We start from the raw sequence: 25769 nt of genomic DNA, 5'->3' as shown, positions 1-25769 counted from the left end.
TTTAATCAAATTTTTAGGTGGGTTATGAGAAAATTTATTCTTTCGTTTCTATTTATGATTATCGGTGGTGGGCTTGGTTTTGCTGGGGCTCATTTTCATCCGACAAAATGGCAGGTTAGTGCGCAATTTGAAACGCCAAAAATGAGTGAACTAGGTAATTATTTTTCTCTTTTTTCTACATACAGTTTAGTTAGCGGTGATGCGGATGCGGTGGATGCCACAAAGATTGAACGCAAAGCGACCAATTCTGCCTATCATGAATTTACAAAAATTCTGAATTCACCCGCTCAATTAATCGCTTTTTTAAATCAATCTGATTTTGTAAAAGCGAGAGCTAAAGTTGAAAATCAAACCGTGCAGCAAATTGCCTCGCATTTTAAATTTTCCCAAGAAAATAATCTTGATCAATTAACGCTCTCTTCTTTTGATCGTGAAGAAGTGGATCAACTTTTTGTGGAATACATTCGTTATGTGAATAATCAGGCACGCCAAACATTAAATAATGAATTGATTACAAAATGGAAATCGTTATTCGAACAAGTGAAAAATGCTGCAGACGCTAAAATTGATGTTTCTTGGGAAAACAAATTGAAGATGATGCAATCTGTTCAACCCTTAGATAATAATTTGATGGCATTTCATTTTGTTCAACAGCCTAATCTTGTGATGGCAGAGAAACCTTATGTTATCTCAACGGGTATTGGTGCTGGCTTTGGAATTATTCTTAGTTTGTTAGCTATGCTTATTTTAGGTGCAGGAAGAAATAAAAAAGCAAAAGAGTAAAAGATTATTTGCGAGAAATAAATTTTTGTGATCGTTCTCAAATTTTTAAGATCGTCTTCTGTTTATTTGGGGCGAATGTAGTAAACTGAAACAAGTTAAAACCACTATAGGAGCAATGCTATGTTTCCCGAATACCGAGAATTAATCACCAAACTTAAAAGTAATGATGCTTATTTCGATCGTCTTTTTGAAAAGCATAACGAATTAGATCATGAAATTAAGAACATGCAGGAAAACATTCAGCTCGCCACTCATATGGAAATTGAGGCTTTGAAAAAAGAGAAATTACGGATTAAAGATGAGCTTTATGAATATCTCAAGAAAAAATCACAAGAATAGTAAAAAACCGGCGGATGCCGGTTTTTTTGTTGAACTATTTTAGTATCACACCACCGGTTTTTGTCGATAAAACAATAAACCGGGTAAGGCCAATCCAAATACTATTGCGCCTAGGATAAAACTGGTATTAATAAAGGAACTAATCATTTGTTCAAATAAAGCATCGGAAAAGCCGAAATGATGAATTTGTACCATTGAAATCATTGCTTTATAGGCATGAACACCGGGGATCATCGGGATAATTGCGGCAACGGTGAAGGCTTTGGGATGGGCTAAATAACGATGGGAAAGATGCACGCCTAAAAATCCAATTACGCAAGTGGCAAAGAAGGTGGCAAATACAATAGGCATATTAATATGCAGTAATAATGTTCGTGTCACATGCCCAAGTGCGGCTAAAATTGCGCAATATTTTAAGGCTTTTGGCGGCACATTAAATACTAAAGCAAAGCCCACAGCTGGAATCGCAGCAAATAACATATCATCAAGTAATTTCAATATAAATATTGTTATATCTAATAACATTTTAATGCCCCCAAGTTGTAATATGTAATACGCTTAACGCGAATACAATACCAAGACATGCGCCAAAAGTGAGAATAGTGGCAATCGTCCAACGGCCTAATCCCATATTGACATAACCTTTTAATATATCCGCCAAAGAATTAATCAGCGGAAACCCCGGCACAAGTAATAACACACTAGATGCCAAGGCAATTTGAGGATCGTTACCTAAGTTATATTTTAAGCTCACGCCAGAAATCAGTGAGGCAACAAAAGAGGTGATGGAAAAGACGATAAGGGGATTATAGTGCCGTTTAGAAAATTCTTGTCGCACAAACATGGCGATAGCTGCCGCCACAAAGGTGATACCACAAATCACCCAGTCTCCACCAGATAAATGGGCGAATGCCGCACAAGATAAACCAATCATAAACACCACTAACCAGCGGTTATATTTAAGCGGTTTTAATTGATCCAATTTTCTTTGTGCGATTTCTAAGTCATACAAATGATGCTCAACGGCAATCACAATGCGCTGCACATCAGTGACCATTTGCATATTAATGCCTTTATCCGTATTTTTTCGTGCGGTGGTAATGCAATGATTATCTGATAAGGTCGTTAGCACAACTGCATTTGCTGTGAGCGCACATTCTACACTTTCTACGCCAAGTGCGATGCCTAAACGCTGCGCCATTTGGACCACCACGGTACTTTCTGCACCATGTTGTAACAAGAGCAGTGCCGTTTGTACACACACGCGAGTCACCGCCCGTTGATATTCGTGCTCCATATCTTTCTTCTTTTATCAAAATATACCTATAAATGATTATAAAAATATTTTCTGAAAAATGCGCAAAAAAAGAACCGCACTTATGATCCAAGTCAAAAGTGCGGTTCAATTTGGCGGAGTTTTTATGATTAAAGTTTGACGACTTTCGCTTGTTTAATCATATTATCGCCCACTTCAAGAATGGTAATTTGCAAGCCATCAATTTCGCAAACTGTGCCTTCATCGGGAATTTCTTCTAAGTGTTCGAGGATTAAACCATTAAACGTGCGGGCATCTTCTGTATCCAATTCCCAGTTAAACATTTTGTTGAGATCGCGTAGGTTGGCAGAGCCATCGATAATCATGGAACCATCAGATTGTTGCGTTACTTCCTCATCAATGCTTGGGGCTGTGGAAGTGGTAAAATCACCAACGATTTCTTCCAAAATATCTTCCAACGTCACAAGCCCTTTAATATCGCCGTATTCGTCCACAACTAAGCCAATGCGTTCTTTATTTGCACGGAAATTCGCAAGTTGCGTTTTTAATGGCGTGCTTTCAGGAATGAAATACACTTCATCAGCGGCACGAATTAAGGTTTCTTTGGTAAATTCATTTTTTTCAAGCAGTAAGCGGAATGCTTCACGCACGCGCAAAATGCCAAGCACTTGTTCATCAAGACTGCCTTTGTAAAGCACCACGCGGTTATGTGCTGCATGATTGAGCTGGCGCATAATGGCTTTCCAGTCATCATCAATATCAATGCCGCCAATTTCGTTGCGTGGAACCATAATGTCATCGACGGTGACGGTTTCCATATCTAAAATAGAAAGCAACATTTGTGGATGTTGTTCATCAGGCGTCGCTTCGCCCGCTTCTGATACGATACTACGAAGTTCCTCACGGCTAATTACTTGTTTTTGCATATCGGGTTTTAATCCCACCAAATGCATTAACGATTTGGTAAAAATATTCATCAGCCAAACTAGCGGGTAGAAGATTTTAAGTAATACCGTCAAAATATGGCTGGACACAAAACCGACTTTTTCCGCGTGCATCGCTGCCACAGTTTTGGGGAAAATTTCAGAAAAGACAAGCATCACGAAAGTGAGCAAACCCGTTGCAATCGCCACGCCGGCATCACCGTATAAACGCATACCAATCATGGTCGCAATTGCCGATGCGCTGATATTCACAAGGTTATTAAAGATAAGAATAAAGCTTAATAAGGTATCCGGCTTTTCGAGCAGTTTTTCTGCTTTTTGTGCGCCTTTATTGCCTTGTTCGGATAGAAAACGAAGACGATATTTATTGAGGGAGAGTAGTCCGGTTTCTGAACCGGAAAAATAGGCAGATAACACTAAACAGATAATGAGAATAATAAATAAAGTACTAAGGGGAATACTGTCCAAGGGAAAATCCTTTTGTTCGTTAATCAACAAAAAGTGCGGTCATTTTTCACCGCACTTTTTACCTGTTATTTGATTTTGCTAAATCAAATGGCTACTCAAATAGCCAAGAGTGGGCAGAATGATACCTGAAATTGGCTAAATAATCATTCTTTTTCCTTATATCCTATGCTTTCTTCATGAAATCGCCTACTCAAAAAGCCATTTTCATTTGAAATGATGAAAAACGCCTAAATTTCGGTATAATCAGCGCAATTTTTGAGAAAAACAGGATTGTTAGCCATGTTTGAGAATTTATCGGATCGCCTTTCCAAAACCTTACGTAATATCACAGGAAAAGGTCGTTTAACGGAAGATAATATTAAAGAAACCTTACGCGAAGTGCGTATGGCATTACTTGAAGCTGATGTTGCTTTACCTGTGGTGCGTGAATTTATCGCAAAAGTAAAAGAAAGCGCGCTTGGGGAAGAAGTCAATAAAAGTTTAACGCCGGGGCAAGAGTTCTTAAAAATCGTTCAGCGTGAGCTTGAAAAAGCGATGGGCGAAGCGAATGAGAGTTTAAACCTTGCAACCCAACCACCAGCAGTTATCTTAATGGCGGGTTTACAAGGTGCGGGTAAAACCACCAGCGTAGGTAAATTGGCAAAATTCTTGCGTGAACGCCATAAAAAGAAAGTGTTAGTGGTGTCTGCCGATGTATATCGCCCAGCTGCGATTAAGCAACTTGAAACCTTGTCTCAATCCGTTAGCGTGGATTTTTTCCCATCGGATGTCAAACAAAATCCAGTTGATATTGCTAAAGCGGCGCTTGCTGATGCAAAACTGAAATTCTACGATGTGTTGATTGTGGATACAGCAGGGCGCTTGCACGTTGATACAGAAATGATGGACGAAATCAAGCAAGTCCATGCAGCATTAAATCCAATCGAAACCCTTTTCACCGTAGATGCGATGACTGGTCAAGATGCGGCCAATACGGCAAAAGCCTTTAATGAAGCATTGCCGCTTACAGGGGTTATTTTGACAAAAGTGGACGGTGATGCGCGTGGTGGTGCGGCGTTATCGATTCGTCAAATCACAGGTAAACCAATCAAATTCTTGGGTGTGGGTGAGAAAACAGAAGCGCTTGAGCCGTTCCATCCTGATCGCGTTGCTTCCCGTATTTTGGGTATGGGCGATGTGCTTTCCCTTATCGAAGATCTTGAACGTTCTGTTGACCGTGAAAAAGCAGAAAAAATGGCGCAGAAATTCAAGAAAGGTGATGATTTCACTTTAGATGATTTCCGTGAGCAGCTTATCGAAATGAAAAAAATGGGCGGCATGATGTCTATGCTTGAGAAATTACCGGGTGCAAAAAATTTGCCTGATCACGTTAAAAATCAAGTAGATGACAAAATGTTTATCAAAATGGAAGCGATCATTAACTCTATGACCCTAAAAGAACGCGCAAATCCAGACATAATCAAAGGTTCTCGCCGTCGTCGCATTGCATTAGGCTCTGGCACTCAAGTGCAAGATGTCAATAAATTACTTAAACAATTCGATGAAATGCAACGTATGATGAAGAAAATGCGTAAAGGCGGCATGGCTAAAATGATGCGTGGAATGCAAGGCTTAATGGGCGGAGGCTTAGGCGGTCTTGGCGGTTTAGGCGGAATGTTTAAACGATAATTTCAGAAGATAAAAGTGCGGTAAAAAAGAAATATTTTTACCGCACTTTTGTATTTTATGCTGGATTATCTATATCTTTAAATTCTACATCAAAGCCATATTCTTTCGCCAACCATTTACCTAATGCCTTGATGCCATATCGTTCTGTTGCGTGATGGCCGGCAGAGAAGAAATGTAATCCTTGCTCACGGGCAGAATGAATCGTTTGTTCTGACACTTCACCAGTAATAAATGCATCGCAGCCTTGTTCTGCAACAAGATCAATATAACCTTGTCCGCCACCAGTACAGATGCCAATTTTTCGGATTAAGTGCGGTCCGTTTTCAATGCAAATTAACGGTTTTCGATTTAACACTGTTTCTATTTTTTCTGCAAAGTTTTCACCTGTCATCGGTTCTTTTAATTCGCCCCAAACAGGAATACTCACAGCGCCTTTTTCTAATGGTTGTAAATTTTCAATGTCGAGCAGTTTGGCTAATTGTGCATTGTTACCTAATTCTGGGTGCACATCTAATGGCAAATGATAGCCATATAAATTAATGTCATTCACTAAAAGGGATTTAATTCGCTTGCCTTTCATTCCACGAATACAAGGGTTTTCACTTTTCCAAAAATAGCCGTGATGAACCAAAATCGCATCGGCATTTTGGCTGATTGCGTAATCAATTAGAGCCTGACTCGCGGTTACGCCAGTAATGATTTTTTTGATTTCAGTTTTACCTTCGACTTGTAAGCCGTTGGGCGCATAGTCATTGATTTTATCAGAAGAAAGTTTTTGATTAATGAGTTGTTCAAGTTCGAGATTATTCATAATGGATAGTTGATTGGAAACAGGTGGGTTATGGTACAAAATTCCAAAAAAAATGGCTAGTGCGAAAGGAGTGGGGGAATGCACTAGCCAAGTTTCATTACTATTAAATTACTATCTAGTATCTAAAACAGGATTCATTATATACATAAATTTATAGCGATCAAGGGGTAATAAGAAATTTTTTATTTTATTTAAAGTACGGTTTAAATTTCTTACGTTTTTTAAGAGTTCAATAAGTCAAATTTATCAGCAAAGAAGGGAAGCTTGGCTTTGGTGAGAGGTGTTAATGATGGCAAGGAAAGCAAAATATTTCGTTGGGATGTGGCATCGTTGTGCTACAATTCGCACGTTTTTAATTTAGCAAAAAGGTTTACTTATGAAAAAATGGTTATTGATTATCGCAGGCGCATTGATTATTTCAGCTTGTGCGAATAAAGATGTGTATTTTAACGGCGCAGAAGGTTCTCATTCAGGTGTTAAATTTGATAAAGATTCTCGCCAATGGGGATTGAATTAATAAAAAAGTGCGGTTGATTTTTAACCGCACTTTCGTTTTTCTATTGGTAGAAATTATTCTACTTTCACAATCCAGCCTTCAGGTGCTTCGATATCACCGAACTGAATACCTGTGAGTTCTTCATAAAGGCGACGAGTTACTGGGCCCACTTCAGTTTCAGAATAGAATACATGGAATTTGCCTTTATGTTGGATACCGCCAACAGGTGAAATTACTGCAGCAGTACCACAGGCACCAGCTTCAGCAAATTGATCTAGCTGATCGATATAAACATCGCCTTCAATTGCTTCCATACCTAAACGCTCTTTTGCGATATGTAAAAGAGAGTATTTGGTGATACTTGGTAAAATAGATTCTGATTTTGGTGTGATGAATTTATTGTCTTTTGTGATTCCAAAAAAGTTTGCCGCACCGACTTCTTCAATTTTGGTGTGAGTTTTTGGATCTAAATAAATAGCATCCGCAAATTTACGTTCTGGCGTACCTTGTTCTGCCGCTAATACATGTGGCAGAAGGCTCGCAGCGTAGTTACCACCCACTTTTACGCCGCCTGTTCCCATTGGTGCAGCGCGATCATATTCTGTGGTAATAAAGTTAGATGGTGTTAAACCACCTTTGAAATAGGCACCCACTGGGCAGCAGAATACAGAGAAAATAAATTCTGGCGCAGCTTTCACACCGATATTTTCACCCACACCAATTAAGAATGGACGTAAGTATAGGGTTGCGCCAGAGCCGTAAGGTCCTACCCATTCTTCGTTCGCTTTCACCACTTCTTTACATGCACGGATAAATAATTCAGTGGGCACTTGTGGCATGAGTAAACGATCCGAAGTATGTTGCATGCGCTTTGCATTTTCTTGTGGACGGAATAAGTTAATTGAGCCGTCTTTGCAACGATAAGCTTTTAAGCCTTCAAAGCATTGTTGACCGTAGTGAAGTGCGGTAGAACCTTCGTGAATATGCAAGGTATTGTCTGTTGTGAGTTTGCCTTCGTCCCATTTGCCATCTTTCCAGTGAGCGATGAAACGGTAATCTGTTTTAATATAACTAAAACCAAGGTTATTCCAGTCTAAGTCTTTCATTTTGCTTCCTTAATATTATTTTTTTGAATGAAATACCGTTTAATCTACACCATTCCAGCAGTGATTTAAATAATAAATTCTCGAAATTATGCAATTTTTAGCCAATTAAAAAGGAATAAGGAAATTTTGGAAACAGGGCAGGAAATAAAGATATAGTTATGCTAAAATCGGGATGAAAAAAACGCCACTCAATGAGAGCAGCGTTTAACCAAATTGGTTTAATAATATACAGGAAGTAAATGAGTAACATATTTGTTACTCAAGTTCGGTTACCCGAACTATATGCAAACACAACATCATACTTAAGTCCGAAACTCATTAACTAGTAAAGAATTACCAATCATTAAGTATGGTTGTATTGTAAGGAAAAAGGGTAGGAAAGGACAAATGACGTTTTTTTATTTGAGGTATTAGAAAAACTAATCCGAATTAGATCTTGTCTATTATAGACAAAAATTTTATGAATGGAAATACTTATGTATAAACGTTTGCCACCATTGAATTCGCTAAAATCTTTTGAGTCGGCTGCTCGCCATTTAAGTTTTACTAAAGCGGCGGATGAGCTTTGTGTCACACAAGCGGCAGTTAGTCATCAAATTAAATTATTAGAAGAGTTCTTAGGAATTGAATTATTTAAGCGAAAGAATCGTTCTTTAGAATTAACAGAGCTTGGAAAAGCTTATTTTGTTGATATTAATAAAATTCTGCGTCGCTTAAATGAAGCAACAGAGCGATTATTAACGTTAAAAACGGATCCGCATTTAAATATTAGCGTACCACAAACTTTTGGTATCCAATGGCTTGTGCCACATTTAAGTGAATTTAATCAGCTTTATCCGCAAATTGAGGTTCGTTTAACAGGCGTGGATCAAGATGAAGGCTTGCTAAATAAAGAAATTGATCTTGCTATTTATTATGGTTTGGGAAATTGGCAGAATCTTCAAGTGGATCGTCTTGGTGAAGAAAATTTATTGATTTTAGCGTCGCCTGAATTGTTAGCCGAAAATCCAATTATTCAGTCTGAAGATTTAAAAAAACACACATTAATTCACATTCATACGCGTGATAATTGGCAAGCGATGGCAAATCATTTACAGTTAGATGATTTAAATATTCAGCAAGGGCCGTTATTTAGCCATACATTTATGGCGTTACAGGCAGCAATTCATGGGCAAGGTATTGTATTAGCTAATCGTTTATTAGCCTTACAAGAAATTGAAAATGGCTCATTAACAGTGGTATTGCCAACTAATTTGCCTGATCCAAAATCATTTTATGTGGTCAATCATCTGGATCGCCTAGATGATCAAAAAATTCAAGCATTCCGTCAATGGATTATTAACTCAATTAAACAAGAAGAAAATGAATAAACTCGCATTATATTGTCGCCCTGGTTTTGAGAAAGAAGTCGCCGCAGAGATCACCGATCAAGCAAGTAATTTAGGTGTATTTGGTTTTGCACGAGTACAAGATAATTCGGGATATGTCATTTTTGAATGTTATCAACCTGATGAGGCAGATCGCCTTGCCCGAGACATTCCTTTTAACCGTTTGATTTTTGCTCGTCAGATGGTAGTTATTTCTGATTTATTAAAGGATTTAGATCCCGCTGATCGTATTAGTCCCATCGTGGCGGCGTTTGAAGAATTATCACAACAAATTAATTTTGCTCAATCTAGCGAGCTTTTTGTAGAAACTGCAGATACAAATGAAGCGAAGGAGCTTTCCACTTTTTGTCGTAAATTTACCGTGCCTTTACGTCAGGCATTGAAAAAACAAGGCTGGCTTTCGGCAAAAGTGACTCAAAAGTGCGGTCAATTTTTACATTGTTTTTTTGTAAAACCGAATTGCTGCTATGTGGGATATTCTTATGTGGATAATCATTCCCCCCATTTTATGGGAATCCCTCGTTTAAAATTTCCGGCAGATGCGCCAAGTCGATCTACGTTAAAACTAGAAGAGGCTATTTTGACTTTTATTCCGCGTAAAGAAGAGAATAAACGTTTAAATGAAAATATGATTGGCGTTGATTTAGGGGCTTGCCCTGGCGGTTGGACGTATCAATTAGTCAAACGCGGTTTATTTGTTTATGCAGTTGATCACGGAAAAATGGCGGCGAGTTTGCATGATACGGGGCGCATTGAACATTGCGCGGAAGATGGATTTAAATTTCAGCCTCCCAAAAGGAAAAAAGTGGATTGGTTAGTCTGTGATATGGTGGAACAACCAAGTCGTATTTCGTTATTGATTGGCAAATGGTTGTTGAATGGTTGGTGCCGAGAAACGATCTTCAATTTAAAATTACCCATGAAAAAACGTTATCAAGAAGTGATATTATGTTTAGAAAACTTAGCTGTTATGTTGGCGGAGCAGAATTTGAATTTTGATATTCAAGCTAAACATTTATATCACGATCGTGAAGAAATCACGGTACATATAGCATTAAAATCTTGAGTGAATTGTTTTCATAACCAAAAAGGACGTCGCGAATGAATTTACACGAATACCAAGCAAAACAACTATTTGAGCATTATGGATTACCCGTAAAAAATGGGGCGGTCTGTCAATCTGTTGATGAAGTAGATTTGGTACTGGCTCAACTTTCAGGCGATAAGTGGGCGGCGAAATGCCAAGTTCATGCGGGTGGGCGTGGTAAAGCGGGTGGCGTTAAATTAGTGCACGATGTAGAGGAAGCAAGATCTTTTGCAGAAAAATGGCTAGGACAACGTTTAGTCACTTTTCAAACGGATAAATTGGGTCAGCCAGTAAACCAGATTTATTTTGAAGAAACTTGCGATATTGATAAAGAATTTTACTTAAGTGCGGTTGTTGATCGCGCCTCTCAAAAAGTTATGTTTATTGCTTCTCCTGCTGGGGGAATGAATATTGAAGAAGTCGCGCAAAATTCACCGCACTTACTCCACAAAATCACCATTGATCCTTTATTTGGAGGATTGCCTTATCAAGGCCGTGAATTGGCGTTTAAATTAGGGTTAAGTGGTGCGCAAAACAAACAGTTTACCGATATCTTTATGGGCTTATCTCGTTTGTTTTTAGAAAAAGATTTATCTTTAGTGGAAGTCAATCCGCTTGTTCTGACTAAACAAGGCAATTTGGTTTGTCTCGATGCCAAAATATCTGTTGATGATAACGCTTTATTTCGCCATAAAGATTTATTGGCACTGCAAGATTTAACTCAAAATGATGCTCGTGAAGCAGAAGCTGAAAAATTCCAGTTAAACTATGTGGCTTTAGAGGGTGACATTGGTTGTATGGTAAATGGGGCTGGGCTTGCAATGGGCACCATGGATATTGTGAAACTCTATGGTGGGAAGCCTGCGAATTTTCTTGATGTGGGTGGTGGTGCAACGAAAGAACGGGTTGCTGAAGCGTTCAAAATCATTTTAACCGATCCTTCAGTGAAGGTGATTTTAGTGAATATTTTTGGTGGCATTGTTCGTTGTGATTTGATTGCTGAAGGCGTGATTGCTGCAGTAAATGAAGTGGGCGTGAGAGTGCCTGTGGTTGTGCGATTAGAAGGAACGAATGCTGAAATCGGTCGCCAAATTTTAGCGGAAAGCGATGTTAATATTCTTACCGCACACAGTTTACAACAAGCCGCAGAATTAGCCGTGAATGCAGCAAAAGGAGAACACTAATGGCGATTTTAATTGATAAAAATACCAAAGTGATTTGCCAAGGTTTTACTGGTGGACAAGGGACTTTTCATTCTGAACAAGCATTAGCCTACGGAACGCAATTAGTCGGTGGTGTATCACCAAATAAAGGTGGAAGTACTCATCTTGGTTTGCCTGTATTTAATACAGTTCGTGAAGCTGTCGAAAATACGGGAGCAACAGCGACCGTCATTTATGTACCAGCACCATTTTGTAAAGATGCCATAATTGAAGCCATTGATGCAGGGATTCAGTTAATTGTCTGCATTACTGAGGGCATCCCTACATTGGATATGCTTAAGGTGAAACAAAAATTAAATGAAACAGGCGTTGTGATGATTGGACCAAATTGCCCAGGTGTGATTACGCCTGATGAATGTAAAATCGGCATCATGCCAGGACACATACATAAAAAAGGCAAAGTGGGGATTGTTTCTCGTTCTGGTACTTTAACGTATGAAGCGGTAAAACAAACTACAGATGAAGGCTTTGGACAATCGACTTGTGTGGGTATCGGAGGAGATCCTATTCCCGGCTCTAGTTTTATTGATATTCTTGAAAGATTTCAACAAGATGCCGAAACAGAAGCCATTGTGATGATTGGCGAGATCGGCGGTTCTGCAGAGGAAGAAGCGGCAACCTTCATAAAAGATAACGTTACTAAACCAGTGGTAGCCTATATTGCGGGTATCACTGCGCCAAAAGGCAAACGGATGGGACATGCTGGGGCCATTATTAGTGGGGGAAAAGGCACTGCCGCAGAAAAAATTGCAGCGCTTGAGGCCGCAGGTGTGACCTGTGTAAAAAGCCTCGCTGAAATTGGTGCAGCCTTGAGAAAGGTATTAAAATAATTTCAGAAAATTAACCGCACTTTAGTTTGATAAGGCGTAGATTGACTCTCTACGCCTTTATTTTTATGTGCTCGCCATTATAAAGTGAGCGCAAAACTGCTATAATCAGCGCACACTTTTTAAGGAAGAAACACATGAGCCAATTTTTTTACATCCACCCTGAAAATCCACAAGCGCGCTTGATTAATCAAGCTGTAGAGATTTTACAAAAAGGCGGTGTGATTGTGTATCCGACGGATTCTGGATATGCCTTAGGCTGTATGATGGGCGATAAACATGCAATGGATCGCATTGTAGCAATTCGTAAATTGCCTGAAGGACATAATTTTACGTTGGTGTGTAGTGATTTATCGGAGATTTCAACTTACGCAACGGTGAGCAATACTGCGTATCGTTTGATTAAAAATAATACGCCAGGGCGTTATACTTTTATTCTTACTGCAACGAAAGAATTACCGCGCCGTTTAATGACATCAAAACGTAAAACTATAGGTTTACGCGTACCAGATAATAAGATCGCTTTAGATTTACTTTCAGCCTTAGGCGAGCCGATTTTATCTTGTTCGTTAATGTTGCCAGGTGAAGAACATACTACGCAATCTGATCCTGAGGAAATTCGAGATCGTTTGGAACACCAAGTCGATTTAATTATTCATGGTGGATATTTAGGGCAAGAGCCTACAACAGTGGTGGATTTAACGGAAGAATCACCAGTGATTTTGCGCGAAGGAAGTGGAAGCACCGATCCTTTTATTTAACTTATAGACGCTTGTGAAAGCGACCTTTCCATTATTTAAGGAAAACAATGAAACCTAGTCAAAAACAAACTCAAAGACAACCGCACTTTTCCAAAGATTCAGCAAAGAAAAGTGATTTTTCAGCTAAAAATAATAGACGTTCAGTGTCTCGTACTGCTCGCGTAGAAACGGCAAATACGAAAAAAAGTGCGGTTAATTCTGACAACAAATTTTTATCTAAGCCAAAAGCGAAACCCGTTGTAAAAGCCTCGAATCAACCTAAAGCAGAGGGTGAAAAATTACAGAAAGTTTTAGCGCGTGCTGGACAAGGGTCTCGTCGTGAAATTGAAACGATGATTGCCGCTGGCCGAGTGAGCGTAGAGGGTAAAATTGCGACTTTAGGCGATCGTATTGACGTATATTCTGGCGTGAAAGTGCGTATTGATGGGCAAATCATTAATCTTAGTCACGCACAAAAAGAAATTTGCCGCGTGTTAATGTATTACAAACCTGAAGGTGAACTTTGTACTCGTTGCGATCCTGAAGGGCGAGCCACAGTGTTTGATCGTTTGCCACGTTTAACAGGCTCTCGTTGGATTGCGGTGGGGCGTTTAGATATTAATACATCGGGTTTGTTGCTTTTCACTACTGATGGTGAATTAGCAAATCGCTTAATGCACCCAAGCCGTGAAGTTGAACGTGAATATTCCGTGCGTGTATTTGGTCAAGTGGATGATGCAATGTTAGCGCGTTTACGTAAGGGCGTTCAGCTTGAAGATGGCCCTGCCAACTTTAAAGAAATTAAATTTACAGGTGGTGTGGGTATCAACCAATGGTATGACGTAACCTTGATGGAAGGACGTAACCGTGAGGTTCGCCGTTTGTGGGAATCCCAAGGGATTCAAGTCAGCCGTCTGATTCGTATTCGTTACGGCAATATCAAACTGATGAAAGGTTTGCCTCGTGGTGGCTGGGAAGAAATGGATCTTGAAAATGTTAACTACTTGCGTGAACTTGTGGGATTACCAGCTGAAACTGAAACGAAATTAGATGTTACACAGCCACGTCGTCGTCCAAAATCAGGACAAATTCGTAAAGCAGTAAAACGTTATTCTGAACTTAGCAAACGTTATAAAAAATAAGGACTTTTTTTATGAAAATGCAGCAACTGCGGTATATTGTTGAAATTGCTAACCATAATTTAAATGTAACTGAAGCGGCTAATGCGCTTTATACATCACAGCCTGGAATTAGTAAGCAAGTGCGGTTGCTGGAAGATGAATTAGGTCTAGAAATTTTTGAACGTCATGGCAAGCATATAAAATCAATTACGCCAGCAGGGAAAAAGATTATTTCGATTGCACGCGAGTTACTTGTTAAAGCACAAGGTATCCGTGCCGTTGCTGATGAATATACTCAGCCCAATCACGGTGTATTACGTATTGCGACGACAAATACTCAGGCACGTTATATTTTGCCAAGCGTGATTGAACGATTCTCCAAAAAATATCCAGATGTGAGTTTACATATTCATCAAGGTTCACCAACACAAATTCACGATGCGTTAATGTCCGGTGAGGTAGATTTGGCGATTACAACTGAAGCGCCACATTTGTATGATGATTTAATTCAATTACCTTGTTATTGGTGGAACCGTTCCGTCATTGTAAAACCAGATCACCCTTTAGTTAATGCAGAAAAACTAACGATTGAAGCACTAGGAAAATATCCTCTTGTTACTTATACCTTTGGTTTTACAGGCGTATCCGATCTAGATTATGCTTTTAATAGCGCAGGAATATTGCCTAATATTGTATTCACAGCTACTGATGCGGATGTCATTAAGACTTATGTGCGCTTAGGATTAGGTGTGGGTATTATGGCATCAATGGCGCATACTGAGTTTGATAAAGATCTTGTTGCAATTGATGCGAGTCATTTATTCCGTGCCAGTATGACAAATATTGCTTTTAAACATAGTACGTTTTTACGTAATTATATGTATGATTTTATGGCATATTTTTCGCCACACTTAACGCGTCCTGTTGTTGAAAAGGCGGAACATTTGCGTGATAACAATGCCGTGAAGCGATTATTTGAAGGTATTGAATTAGAAGTGAAATAATTTTATTTATATGGTGTGAAGTGCGGTTGGAATTTAATAAGAATTTCAACCGCACTTTTTTATACTAAAAATAGAACTGGAACAAGGTTCATCACACCGACTGTTGCGATAGAAAGTAATAATCTTGATGCGCCAAAAATAAAGCCACGATTAGTGCCATTATCAAATTTTACTAATAAGTTTGCCATCGCTGTGAGGGCATATACTTCAATGACGGTAAAAATGACGAGATAGGCATAGGCTGAAAATACGGAAAGATAATGTAAGGTGATAAACCAAGGCACGATAATTCCAATAGCCAACAGAGGCGCAACCCATGCTGCTTGTTTGATCGTTAAATTAATTTTTCGGGAAAAATAGCTTTGTAATAGCACGGTGAGTAAGCCGTTGCCAAATAATGCTATCGGCGAATGTTCAGGCATGCCAAGTTTATTGTTAAATAAAAATGGGAAAATGACAAAGAAAGAGCTCGCAATGGCAAGAGGTAAAAATAGCATTAAATGTACTATTAGAAATTCTTTTGTAATAATTTCTTTGATTTGTGTAAAGCGAAATTTTACCAACGTTTGTAAGGTTTGAATTTGATAGAAAGGCTTCACCATTAAGGCGAATAATACGGCTTCTATTGAAAAGCAGACCCAAATGAGCAAGTCGATATGTTCGTATTTAATAAATGGGATGACTAAAAGCGGCGCAAACATGGATGACATGGAGGTCACTTTTAGGTATTTCCCTTGCAAGCGCGTTTTTTCTTTGTATTCATCCCCAGCCAGCACAAGTAAGCAGGCTTTGGCGTTGGTTCCAAATAAGCAACTACCTAAACCAAAACAAGTGGTCGCAATAAGAAGCAATAAATAATTATCTGCTGCGAGAAAGAAAATATAAGCTATCACATCTAAAAAACAGCCGAGCAACATCATTTTGGCTAAACCATAACGATCGCCCCAAATACCAGCAAGAATGGAAAGGGCTTGGTTTGAGAAAAAGAGTAGTGATAAGGAAAAGGCAATTTCGCTGTTGCTTAATCCTTTACTTTGTAGATAAATCAGAAATACCGTTTGCACAGAAAAAAATGCAAGGGTGGAAAAGAAACGCCGAGTAAGTAAAAGTTTTTGTAAATTCATAGAGTCAAATGATAAAAAAGAAAAGCACGCGTTGAATAACGCGCGCCATGAGTTTTATAAGTGCGGTTAAAATTGATATTAAAATTTTACCGCACTTGAAAGATTAAAAAAGATCGTGATATTTCACTAAATCTTTACGCTGAATAGCAAATACGCCTAATCCGCCATTCTTAAGTTCTACCCATTCAAATGGTACATCTGGATATTGCTCAATTAAGCTCATCATGCTATTGCCCACTTCACACACCAACACGCCATTTTCGGTTAAGTAATCTGGCGCTTGTTTCAAAATTTGTTTGGTAATATTTAAGCCATCATGGCCAGAACCTAAGGCTAACTCTGGTTCAAAATGGAATTCTTCCGGCATATCGGCGAGATCTTCTTCGTCCACATAAGGTGGATTGGTCACGATAAGATCGTATTTTTGTCCCAAAATATTTTCAAATAAGTTTGATTGAATCGGGAATACGCGATGCTCTAATTGATGACGTGAAATATTGATCTCCGCGACATTAAGTGCATCAACCGATAAATCGACAGCATCTACTTCTGCATTCGGGAAAGCATAAGCACAAGCAATGGCAATACAGCCACTGCCTGTGCATAGATCGAGAATATGATTCGGCTCTTGTGAAATTAAATCTTCAAAGCGATCTTGAATTAATGCACTAATTGGGGAGCGTGGAATAATGGTTCGTTCATCTACATAAAATTCGTGACCGCAGAACCAAGCACTATTTGTTAAATATGCCACCGGTACGCGTTGTTCGATTCGGGTTAATACAAGTTGAACTAAGGTTTCTTTTTCAGATTGGGTTAATCGACTATTAAATAATTCGGTAGGTAAATCAATAGGTAAATGTAAGCCACTTAAAATGAGTTGCAGACTTTCATCCCAAGGATTATCGTGCCCTTGCCCGAAGTAAATATCAGAGCGATTGAGAATGCTATACGTCCAACGCAGAAAATCTTGGATGGTTTGTAGTTCGTTTGCAACATTATCTTCCAAGATAGTTGCAACTAATTCTTGGTTATGTGAGGTTTCCATCGCATTTCTCCATAAAAGTGAGCAGAAAAGTTAGCATAAAATTCGGTGTGAAAATTTGGCGTAGTTATACCACAGATGAGAATGTAGAACTATGATATGATACGCAAAATTTGAAATTAATGAGAAAAAATGCAAGACGAATTTGATTTATTCCGAGCGGAAACCAAAGGCATTAGGCCGATTAAACAAGATACTTTTGTTGCTCCCCGCCAGAAACGTGATCAGAAAAAAATAGAATTGAAAGAATTACGAGCGAAAGAAGATACATTGTTCTATTTTTCTGATGAATATGAGCCGTTACTGAATGAGCATGATGGTGTTGTGAAATATTTACGTGATGGGGAAGATTCCCATTTATTAAAACAACTTCGTCGTGGAGATTTTTCGCCAGAATTGTTTTTAGATTTACATGGTTTAACCCGTGAACAAGCTAAGCAAGAATTAGCCGCACTTTTACTGGCTTGTGAAAATGAGCATGTTGATTGTGCCAGTATCATGACGGGCTATGGTACCTTTACATTGAAAAAACAAATTCCACGTTGGCTAGTACAACATCCTAAAGTACGGGCATTACATCAAGCGCCAAGAGAATGGGGCGGTGAAGCCGCAATTTTGATTTTAGTTGATTTGTAAAAAAACGTTATAAAAAAATACCGCACTTCTACTGCCAGTGGCAAAGTGTGGTATTTTCTTTTATGTTTTTACTTGAACTATTGTGTCGCTTGAATTGCGGTTAAGGCAATTGTGTACACAATATCATCAACTAAGGCACCACGAGATAAGTCATTGACTGGTTTGCGCATACCTTGAAGCATTGGACCAATAGACACTAAATCTGCAGAACGTTGTACTGCTTTGTAAGTAGTGTTGCCGGTGTTCAAGTCAGGGAATACGAATACCGTTGCTTTACCTGCTACTGGTGAATTTGGTGCTTTAGAGCGAGCCACATCTTCCATCACAGCCGCATCATATTGTAATGGGCCATCGATTAATAAATCAGGGCGTTTTTCTTTCGCAATACGAGTTGCTTCTTTCACTTTTTCCACATCAGCACCGCTACCAGATGTACCTGTTGAGTAAGAAATCATCGCGACTTTTGGATCAATACCAAATGCTTTTGCAGAATCCGCAGATTGAATTGCGATTTCTGCAAGTTGTTCTGCTGTTGGATCTGGGTTTACCGCACAGTCACCATAAACAAGCACTTGATCTGGTAATAACATAAAGAAAATAGAAGAAACAATCGAACTACCTGGTGCAGTTTTGATGATTTGCATTGGTGGGCGAATGGTGTTTGCAGTTGTGTGAACGGCACCAGATACTAAACCATCCACTTCATTTGCTTCTAACATCATGGTACCAAGTACTACAGTGTCTTCTAGTTGTTCACGAGCCGCGGTTTCAGTCATACCTTTAGCTTTACGTAATTCAACTAAACGAGCAACATAGTTTTCACGAACATCTGCAGGATTAATGATTGTAATGCCTTTACCTAATTTAACACCTTGTGCTTCAGCTACACGTTGAACAGATGCTGGATCTGCTAAAAGCACACATTCTGCAATGCCACGTTCTGCACAAAGTACGGCAGCTTTGATTGTACGAGGTTCATCACCTTCAGGAAGCACAATGCGTTTTTTCGCAGCACGAGCAAGTTCAGTCAATTGGAAACGGAATGCTGGTGGGGATAAACGACGTAAACGAGTAGAATCCGCAACTAAGTTATTGATAAAGTCAGAATTAAAGTGCTGGCTTGTGTATTGTTTGATGTTTTCAATACGTTCTTTATCATCAACAGGCACTTCAAGATTGAAGTTTTGTAAATTTAATGCTGTTTGCCAAGTATTACCTTCAATACGGAAGATTGGCAATTTTGCTTTTTCAAAAGCTGGTTGGCAAAGTTTATTGATTTGAGCATCAATTTTGTAACCGCCAGTTAATAAAAGACCGCCGATTTCAATACCATTTGACGCTGCGAGAGCGGCTGCCACAAGTACATCTGGACGATCTGCCGAAGCGACTAATAAGCTGCCTGCACGGAAATGCTCAACCATATTTGGTAAACTTCTTGCGCAGAAAGTGATACCACGGATACGACGGTTAATATCTCCTTCAGTGATAATGGATGCGCCTAAGTATTTCACTAAATCGATAGCACGTGTTGCGATTAAATCTGCAGACCAAGGCACGCAAGCTAATAATTTGATTGAGCTATTTGCAAATAATTTGCTCACTTCTGCTTCACAAGCATGGCTGTGTTGGAATGAATCAAAGATTTCAGCAAGATCAGGGCGTGTACGACCAGATTCATCAACGGGTGCATTAAATTTGTTTACAACCACGCCTAAAAGATTTGGATTGTTTTTACCACCAAATAGAGAGGCTGCTGCTTCTACGCGATCTTTTAATTCGGTTGGGGTCTCAGTTGCAGGCGCTGCAACCAATACGATTTCAGCATCTAATGCTTGTGCAATTTCATAGTTGATGCTATTTGCGTAACCGTGTTTTCTTGTAGGAATTAAGCCTTCAACCACAACGATATCGTTATTTTTAGATAATTGTTGGTGATTTGCCACAACTTTTTCTAGCAATACATCAGACTGATTTTGCCCAATCAATGATTCCGCAACGCTTAACATAAACGGTTCAGAAGTTTCAAGGTTAGTGCTGGTGCGAATGATAGAGGTTGTGCGATCCAGTTTATCTTCACCTGTGCTTGGTTGAGAAACTGGTTTCATAAAACCAACTTTTGCGCCTTTTTGTTCAAGAGAATGGATTAATCCCAGACTAATGCTAGTTAAACCCACGCCTGTGCTTACAGGGATAAGGATAATCGTGCGAGACATAGTTAAACCTTAATGTGTATATGTTATAAATAAAAACTGCCGAAAAATTCGGCAGCTTGTTGTTAAATTAGAAACAAAGTTTAGCGGTATCTTGTGCAATAACTAATTCTTCATTAGTTGGAAGAACAATCGCTTTAAATGCGGAATCATCAGTGGTGATTACGCCATCTTTACCGAAACGTGCCGCTAGATTGCGTTCGTTATCTACTTTAATACCAAATAATTTCAAGTGATTTAATGCTAATTCACGAACGTGTGCTGAGTTTTCACCAATACCGCCTGTGAAAGCAATCGCATCTAAGTGATCATCACCTAATACAGCCATATAAGCACCGATATATTTCGCTAAACGATAGCTGTATACATCTAAAGCGCGTTTTGCTTCTGGTTTAGATGCATCATTGTAATTATCTTCAGCATAACGGCAGTCGCTTGTTACTTCAGTTAAACCTAAAAGACCAGATTTTTTCACTAAAGTCTCTTCGATTTGTTCCATAGACATACCTAAAGTTTTGTATAGGTAGAATACGATTGCTGGGTCGATATCACCACAACGAGTGCCCATGACTAAACCTTCTAACGGAGTTAAGCCCATTGATGTATCGATACATTTACCGTTACGCACAACAGAAACAGAACCACCATTACCTAAGTGACAAATAATCGTATTGACTTGGTCTGCAGGTTTACCTACATATTCAGCGACTTCACGAGAAACGAAGTAGTGGCTAGTACCGTGTGCACCGTAGCGACGAACGCCATGTTCTTTATATAATGAGTATGGAAGGGCATAAAGGAATGCTTCTTCAGGCATGGTTTGGTGGAATGCCGTATCAAAAACTACCACGTTTTTATCTTTTAAGTGCGGGAATGCGTTGAATGCTTCGCGAATACCGATTAAGTGCGCTGGATTGTGAAGTGGTGCAAATTGTGCAGCATCTTCAATACCTTTAACGACTTCATCAGTTACGATAACAGATTGGGTGTATTTTTCCCCACCATGTACGATACGGTGACCAATTGCCGCGATAGAGTTTTTAAGCTCATCTGTCATGATATTAGACGCAATAAAGTTAAGCGCTTCAGTATGCGCTGCGCCTGCGCCTAAATCTGCGTTACCTTTCTCACCATTGAGTTTCCATTTGATACGCGCTTCTGGTAAGAAAAATGCTTCCGCTAAGCCGGATAATTTTTCTTCACCTGTTGCAGGATCAAGAATTGCAAATTTTAGTGAAGAACTACCACAGTTAAGGATAAGAACAAGTTTTGACATGGGAACCCTATATTTGATTAAAGTTAATGGAAATCCACCTTGTAGATGGACTGAAAAAATCTGGCATAGGATACACCTTTTGATAAACAAAATAAATTCATCCCAGCATAAAAAGACAACGATTTATGGAACTTTTTGAAAAATTAAACTTTTTCAGTAAGGTGACAATTTCAGGCAAACTGGGGTATGATAAGTGCGGTTGTTTTTTAAAGGTGTTTTTATGGCATTTTTTTCCATTTTAAAACAGGGACAAATTTATCTTAATACTTGGCCACAGGAGGCTAAATTAGGGATTATTTTCCCTGAAAACCGCATTATGAAAGCCACGAATTTTGCACAAAAATTCATGCCCTTTGTTGCTGTATTTGCAGTGGTGTGGCAACAGATTTATGCAAAAAATGATTTGATGGCCTTTTCTATTGCAATTTTGACCGCACTTTTTGCCTTGCTTATTCCTTTTCAAGGTCTTTATTGGCTTGGTAAGCGTGCGAATTCGCCATTAGAAAATCAAAGTGCGGTATGGTTTTATGATATTTGCGAACGCTTAAAACAACTACATGAACCCTTGCCTTTCGTGCAAGATCAACCGACATACCAACATTTAGCAGAAGTCTTAAAGAAAGCTCAAAGCAAATTTGAACGTGCTTTTTGGCAGGAAATTTAGTTTACGCAAACGTTTTCTTTTGGGCTTTATTTTTGTAGAATACCTCGGTCGTTTTAAACGGCCGTTTTTCATTGAGAGATTTTTTAATGATCGATTACATTATTATTGGCATTATCGCTTTTTCCATTCTTGTCAGTTTATTACGCGGTTTTGTGCGCGAAGTGCTTTCACTCGGTAGCTGGGTTGTGGCATTTATTGTAGCAAGCCAGTTCTATCCTTATCTTGCAGCTTATCTTACGCAAATTGAATCAATGTATATTCGTAACGGAACCGCAATCGGGATTTTATTTGTACTGACTTTAATCGTGGGCGCCATAGTAAATTATGTGATTAGTCAATTAGTAGATAAGACGGGTTTAAGTGGCACAGATCGTGTGTTAGGTGCGATTTTTGGTTTAGTACGCGGTGCACTGATTGTCGCTGCGTTATTATTTTTCATGGATACCTTCACCAATTTTGAACAAACTGATTGGTGGAAAGAATCTCAATTAATACCGCACTTTGGTTTTATTATTGAATGGTTCTTTCAACAACTTCAGGCAAGTTCAAGTTTTTTAAATCCAACGCTTAATCAATAAGGAACACAAAATGTGTGGTATTGTCGGTATTGTTAGCCAAAGTCCGGTTAATGAATCTATTTATGCAGCATTAACTCTTTTGCAACATCGTGGGCAAGATGCTGCTGGCATTGTGACGGTTGACGATGAAAATCGTTTCCGCTTACGCAAAGCTAACGGTTTAGTGAGTGATGTGTTCCATCAAGAGCATATGCTACGGTTGCAAGGAAATGCTGGGTTGGGGCATGTTCGCTATCCTACAGCGGGGAGTTCTAGCGTGTCAGAGGCACAGCCTTTTTATGTGAATTCCCCCTATGGTGTCACTTTAGTGCATAACGGCAATTTAACCAACTCAGTGGAGTTAAAAGAAAAAGTCTTTAAAACAGCTCGCCGCCATGTAAACACGAATTCAGATTCTGAACTTCTTCTTAATATTCTCGCCAACCATCTCGATCATATTCCTCAAGATCACCTCGATCCACAAGATATTTTCTATGCCGTTCGTAAAACTCACAACGATGTGCGAGGTGCTTATGCTTGTTTAGCGATGATTATTGGGCATGGCATGGTTGCGTTTCGTGATCCTTTTGGTATTCGTCCTTTGGTGCTGGGTAAACGCGAAGAAAATAGCACAACTGAGTATATGTTTGCCTCTGAAACAGTAGCCTTAGATATTGTGGGTTTTGACTTTGTTCGCGATATTGCCCCAGGTGAAGCCGTTTATGTGACGTTTGATGGCGAGCTTTATTCGCAACAATGTGCCGAAAGTGCGGTGCTAAATCCTTGTATTTTTGAATATGTTTATTTTGCACGCCCAGATTCAACGATTGATGGCGTCTCTGTTTATGCTGCACGTGTTCACATGGGCGAAAAACTCGGACAGAAAATTGCAAAAGAATGGGCGGATGAAATTGATAATATTGATGTGGTGATTCCCGTTCCTGAAACTTCCACAGATATTGCGTTACAAATAGCTCGTGTATTAGGGAAACCTTATCGACAAGGATTTGTGAAAAATCGCTATGTTGGTCGTACGTTTATTATGCCGGGACAAGCACAGCGTATTAGTTCGGTTCGTCGCAAATTGAATACCATCAAAGCTGAATTTAAAGATAAAAACGTCTTATTGGTGGACGATTCTATCGTTCGCGGTACAACCTCTGAGCAAATCGTTGAAATGGCTCGCTCAGCAGGCGCGAAGAAAATTTACTTTGCCTCTGCTGCTCCAGAAATTCGTTATCCGAATGTATATGGTATTGATATGCCGAGCCGTGATGAACTGATCGCTTACGGTCGAAATGTTGATGAAATTGCGCATTTGATTGGCGTTGATAAACTAATTTTCCAAGATTTGACTGCACTTACCGAATCAGTTCAATTAGAAAATCCAGCTATTCGAGGATTTGATTGTTCAGTGTTCACAGGCGAATATATTACAGGCGACATCACGCCAGAATATTTAGAAAAAATTGCAAGTCAACGGAACGATAGTGCAAAGAAAAAACGTGAAAAACAAGCATCTAATCTTGAAATTTATAATGAACAATAAATTGTGATAAGGCGAGAGATCTAGTCCGATAAAAATCACTGCATTAAAAAAAGTGCGGTGATTTTTTTATTTGTTTTTTAGGATATCTTTTAGATAGTTTTCGCAATCAGAATATTGAAATCGGAATCCCGCGTTGAGTAATTTTTCAGGCTCAACATTTTGACTTTCGAGTAATAGATTCGCTCGTTCGCCAAGAATGAAATGTAATCCCCATTTTGGAATGATTGCAAAGGCTGGACGTTTTAATATCCTAGCCAAAGTGTGGTTAAATTTATGCTGTTTTATGGGATTCGGGGCGGTTAAGTTAAATGATCCTTGGCACTCTGAATGATCGAGTAAAAATAAAATGCCATTGACCATATCTTCCAAAGCAATCCAGGGAAAATATTGCTCTCCATTGCCCAGTTTGCCGCCAAGTCCCCATTTGTATAAAGGCAACATTTTAGCAAGTGCGCCTCCTTTCTTAGAAAAGACTATGCCTGTCCGAATCAAACAAACTCTTGCATCAGCTTGTCGCGCAATATTTTCCCAATCTTGGCATAATTGTGCGGTGAAAGTTTTTGCTGTTTTGCTTGTTTCGGTAATTTTTTGTTCGTCTTGATCGCCGTAAATTCCAGTCGCTGAACCTGAAATAAAAATAGGGTGTTGCTGATATTGATTAATGAATTTAACCAGTTGGCTAGTGAGGCTTAAACGGCTTTTTCGTAAAATAGATTTTTGCTTTGTCGTCCAAGCTTTATGAAAAATCGGCTCGCCAGCAAGATTGATGATGGCATCAAACTGTTCTTGTAAATCGAGTTCTGAAAGTGCGGTAATAAATTTGATGTTTTTTTGCTTTGAGATAGTGTGCGACGTACTTGAGCGCGTTAAGATCGTCACTTGTTCATTGCGTAAGCAGAGTTGTTCTACAAGTGCTTTGCCGATAAGTCCTGTGCCTCCAGTTAATAAAATGTTCATTACAACGCGTTTTCAAATAAACGTTGAACATTTTTGAGTAAATCGACAATTTTTGTACCACGCGTTGGTGTGATAAAAATTGTGTCATCGCCTGCGATAGTGCCTAAGATGCCTTCTGATTTTCCAATTGAATCGAGTAAGCGAGCGATGAGTTGTGCCGCACCTGGAGAAGTCTTAATGACAATTAACATATCATTGTAATCAACGTCTAATACAAGATTTTTTAATGGGCTACTGGTATTCGGAACACTCAATTCACCTGGTAAGCAATAGACCATTTCCATTTTGGTATTACGGGTACGAACAGCGCCAAATTTGGTGAGCATTCTTGATATTTTTGATTGATTAATGCCTGTAAAGCCTTGTTTTTTTAAGGCATCGACAATCTCACTTTGAGAGCCAAAGCGTTCTTGATTAAGTAATTCTTTAAAAGCACGAGTTAAATTGTCAGTCATTTTATTTTTCAATAG

The 25769-nt window shown here is 39.1% G+C and carries 26 protein-coding genes; 15 read left to right on the top strand and 11 right to left on the bottom strand.

Annotated elements, in window-relative coordinates; all coding sequences use genetic code 11:
- The first annotated feature begins 24 nt into the window (after window positions 1-24).
- Complete coding sequence (locus A8M50_RS03340) at window positions 25-783, top strand: hypothetical protein (RefSeq protein ID WP_005646600.1); 759 nt, start codon at window positions 25-27, stop codon at window positions 781-783.
- A gap of 120 nt (window positions 784-903) precedes the next feature.
- Entirely contained in the window at window positions 904-1122 is a 219-nt protein-coding gene (locus A8M50_RS03335) for an HP1242/YdcH family protein (RefSeq protein ID WP_005628252.1), read from the top strand.
- A 45-nt stretch (window positions 1123-1167) separates the two neighbouring features.
- Here the strand turns inward: A8M50_RS03335 and A8M50_RS03330 are convergent, their stop codons facing one another.
- From A8M50_RS03330 to A8M50_RS03320, 3 genes are all read right to left on the bottom strand, one after another.
- Window positions 1168-1647 carry a threonine/serine exporter family protein gene (locus A8M50_RS03330; RefSeq protein WP_005628250.1) on the bottom strand — a complete coding sequence of 160 codons (480 nt, stop codon included), beginning with the start codon at window positions 1645-1647 and terminating at the stop codon, window positions 1168-1170.
- 1 nt (window position 1648) lies between these two features.
- Entirely contained in the window at window positions 1649-2419 is a 771-nt protein-coding gene (locus A8M50_RS03325) for a threonine/serine exporter family protein (protein WP_005634905.1), read from the bottom strand.
- 128 nt (window positions 2420-2547) lie between these two features.
- Window positions 2548-3810, bottom strand: coding sequence for an HlyC/CorC family transporter (locus A8M50_RS03320; protein WP_005626318.1), 1263 nt, complete (start codon window positions 3808-3810; stop codon window positions 2548-2550).
- Window positions 3811-4089: 279 nt separating this feature from the next.
- Between A8M50_RS03320 and ffh the strand changes: the two genes are divergently transcribed.
- The gene (gene ffh / locus A8M50_RS03315) at window positions 4090-5478 is read left to right on the top strand and encodes a signal recognition particle protein (protein ID WP_005646655.1); all 1389 of its coding nucleotides are present in this window, start codon (window positions 4090-4092) and stop codon (window positions 5476-5478) included.
- A 55-nt stretch (window positions 5479-5533) separates the two neighbouring features.
- On the opposite strand, the gene A8M50_RS03310 is transcribed toward ffh, so the two are convergent.
- Window positions 5534-6289 (bottom strand): Nif3-like dinuclear metal center hexameric protein, encoded by a 756-nt coding sequence (locus A8M50_RS03310; RefSeq protein ID WP_005646636.1) that lies wholly within the window; start codon window positions 6287-6289, stop codon window positions 5534-5536.
- A 376-nt stretch (window positions 6290-6665) separates the two neighbouring features.
- Here A8M50_RS03310 and A8M50_RS08990 point away from each other — a divergent pair, with 376 nt between their 5' ends.
- Window positions 6666-6806, top strand: coding sequence for a hypothetical protein (locus tag A8M50_RS08990; protein ID WP_005646552.1), 141 nt, complete (start codon window positions 6666-6668; stop codon window positions 6804-6806).
- Between the two features lie 53 nt (window positions 6807-6859).
- Here A8M50_RS08990 and A8M50_RS03300 read toward each other — a convergent pair whose 3' ends face one another.
- Window positions 6860-7891 (bottom strand): branched-chain amino acid aminotransferase, encoded by a 1032-nt coding sequence (locus A8M50_RS03300; RefSeq protein WP_005646627.1) that lies wholly within the window; start codon window positions 7889-7891, stop codon window positions 6860-6862.
- Window positions 7892-8367: 476 nt separating this feature from the next.
- Here A8M50_RS03300 and A8M50_RS03295 point away from each other — a divergent pair, with 476 nt between their 5' ends.
- The 7 genes from A8M50_RS03295 to cysB all read left to right on the top strand — a co-directional run bounded on the left by A8M50_RS03295 (window position 8368) and on the right by cysB (window position 15281).
- Window positions 8368-9261, top strand: coding sequence for a transcriptional regulator GcvA (locus A8M50_RS03295; protein ID WP_005646618.1), 894 nt, complete (start codon window positions 8368-8370; stop codon window positions 9259-9261).
- Complete coding sequence (gene rlmM / locus A8M50_RS03290; protein WP_005646490.1) at window positions 9254-10345, top strand: 23S rRNA (cytidine(2498)-2'-O)-methyltransferase RlmM; 1092 nt, start codon at window positions 9254-9256, stop codon at window positions 10343-10345. Before A8M50_RS03295 ends, rlmM begins: the two co-directional genes overlap by 8 nt.
- A gap of 35 nt (window positions 10346-10380) precedes the next feature.
- Window positions 10381-11550, top strand: a complete 1170-nt coding sequence (gene sucC / locus A8M50_RS03285) for an ADP-forming succinate--CoA ligase subunit beta (protein WP_005646523.1) — start codon at window positions 10381-10383, stop codon at window positions 11548-11550.
- Entirely contained in the window at window positions 11550-12419 is an 870-nt protein-coding gene (sucD, locus tag A8M50_RS03280) for a succinate--CoA ligase subunit alpha (protein ID WP_005646630.1), read from the top strand. The genes sucC and sucD overlap by 1 nt, the downstream gene beginning before the upstream one ends.
- A gap of 134 nt (window positions 12420-12553) precedes the next feature.
- Window positions 12554-13177, top strand: a complete 624-nt coding sequence (locus tag A8M50_RS03275) for an L-threonylcarbamoyladenylate synthase (protein WP_005646596.1) — start codon at window positions 12554-12556, stop codon at window positions 13175-13177.
- Window positions 13178-13224: 47 nt separating this feature from the next.
- Entirely contained in the window at window positions 13225-14298 is a 1074-nt protein-coding gene (gene rluB / locus A8M50_RS03270) for a 23S rRNA pseudouridine(2605) synthase RluB (protein ID WP_005646515.1), read from the top strand.
- 11 nt (window positions 14299-14309) lie between these two features.
- The gene (gene cysB / locus A8M50_RS03265) at window positions 14310-15281 is read left to right on the top strand and encodes an HTH-type transcriptional regulator CysB (RefSeq protein WP_005646499.1); all 972 of its coding nucleotides are present in this window, start codon (window positions 14310-14312) and stop codon (window positions 15279-15281) included.
- 59 nt (window positions 15282-15340) lie between these two features.
- On the opposite strand, the gene A8M50_RS03260 is transcribed toward cysB, so the two are convergent.
- Both A8M50_RS03260 and prmB read right to left on the bottom strand, forming a co-directional pair.
- Entirely contained in the window at window positions 15341-16405 is a 1065-nt protein-coding gene (locus A8M50_RS03260; RefSeq protein WP_005646486.1) for an MFS transporter, read from the bottom strand.
- A gap of 103 nt (window positions 16406-16508) precedes the next feature.
- Complete coding sequence (prmB, locus tag A8M50_RS03255; RefSeq protein ID WP_005646529.1) at window positions 16509-17453, bottom strand: 50S ribosomal protein L3 N(5)-glutamine methyltransferase; 945 nt, start codon at window positions 17451-17453, stop codon at window positions 16509-16511.
- A gap of 129 nt (window positions 17454-17582) precedes the next feature.
- Here prmB and smrB point away from each other — a divergent pair, with 129 nt between their 5' ends.
- Window positions 17583-18086 (top strand): endonuclease SmrB, encoded by a 504-nt coding sequence (gene smrB, locus A8M50_RS03250; protein WP_005646638.1) that lies wholly within the window; start codon window positions 17583-17585, stop codon window positions 18084-18086.
- A 77-nt stretch (window positions 18087-18163) separates the two neighbouring features.
- On the opposite strand, the gene pta is transcribed toward smrB, so the two are convergent.
- Both pta and A8M50_RS03240 read right to left on the bottom strand, forming a co-directional pair.
- A complete protein-coding gene (gene pta / locus A8M50_RS03245) occupies window positions 18164-20299 on the bottom strand; it encodes a phosphate acetyltransferase (RefSeq protein ID WP_005646602.1) in 2136 nt (711 codons plus the stop codon).
- A 67-nt stretch (window positions 20300-20366) separates the two neighbouring features.
- On the bottom strand, window positions 20367-21572 hold the full coding sequence (locus tag A8M50_RS03240; RefSeq protein ID WP_005646616.1) for an acetate kinase: 1206 nt from the start codon (window positions 21570-21572) through the stop codon (window positions 20367-20369).
- A gap of 220 nt (window positions 21573-21792) precedes the next feature.
- Here A8M50_RS03240 and yfbV point away from each other — a divergent pair, with 220 nt between their 5' ends.
- The 3 genes from yfbV (at window position 21793) to purF (ending at window position 24342) form a co-directional block, all read left to right on the top strand.
- Window positions 21793-22236 carry a terminus macrodomain insulation protein YfbV gene (yfbV, locus tag A8M50_RS03235; protein WP_005646621.1) on the top strand — a complete coding sequence of 148 codons (444 nt, stop codon included), beginning with the start codon at window positions 21793-21795 and terminating at the stop codon, window positions 22234-22236.
- An 86-nt stretch (window positions 22237-22322) separates the two neighbouring features.
- Entirely contained in the window at window positions 22323-22814 is a 492-nt protein-coding gene (locus A8M50_RS03230) for a CvpA family protein (RefSeq protein WP_005626270.1), read from the top strand.
- Between the two features lie 10 nt (window positions 22815-22824).
- The gene (gene purF / locus A8M50_RS03225) at window positions 22825-24342 is read left to right on the top strand and encodes an amidophosphoribosyltransferase (protein ID WP_005646614.1); all 1518 of its coding nucleotides are present in this window, start codon (window positions 22825-22827) and stop codon (window positions 24340-24342) included.
- A 66-nt stretch (window positions 24343-24408) separates the two neighbouring features.
- Here purF and A8M50_RS03220 read toward each other — a convergent pair whose 3' ends face one another.
- Together A8M50_RS03220 and argR are read right to left on the bottom strand one after the other, a co-directional pair.
- Window positions 24409-25299, bottom strand: a complete 891-nt coding sequence (locus A8M50_RS03220) for a TIGR01777 family oxidoreductase (protein WP_005646581.1) — start codon at window positions 25297-25299, stop codon at window positions 24409-24411.
- Window positions 25299-25754, bottom strand: a complete 456-nt coding sequence (gene argR, locus A8M50_RS03215) for a transcriptional regulator ArgR (RefSeq protein ID WP_005638679.1) — start codon at window positions 25752-25754, stop codon at window positions 25299-25301. The genes A8M50_RS03220 and argR overlap by 1 nt, the downstream gene beginning before the upstream one ends.
- Between the last annotated feature and the right edge of the window lie 15 nt (window positions 25755-25769).

The organism is Haemophilus haemolyticus (genome assembly GCF_001679045.1).
Taxonomy (GTDB): domain Bacteria; phylum Pseudomonadota; class Gammaproteobacteria; order Enterobacterales; family Pasteurellaceae; genus Haemophilus; species Haemophilus haemolyticus.
This window is presented reverse-complemented; position numbering and strand designations above follow the sequence as displayed.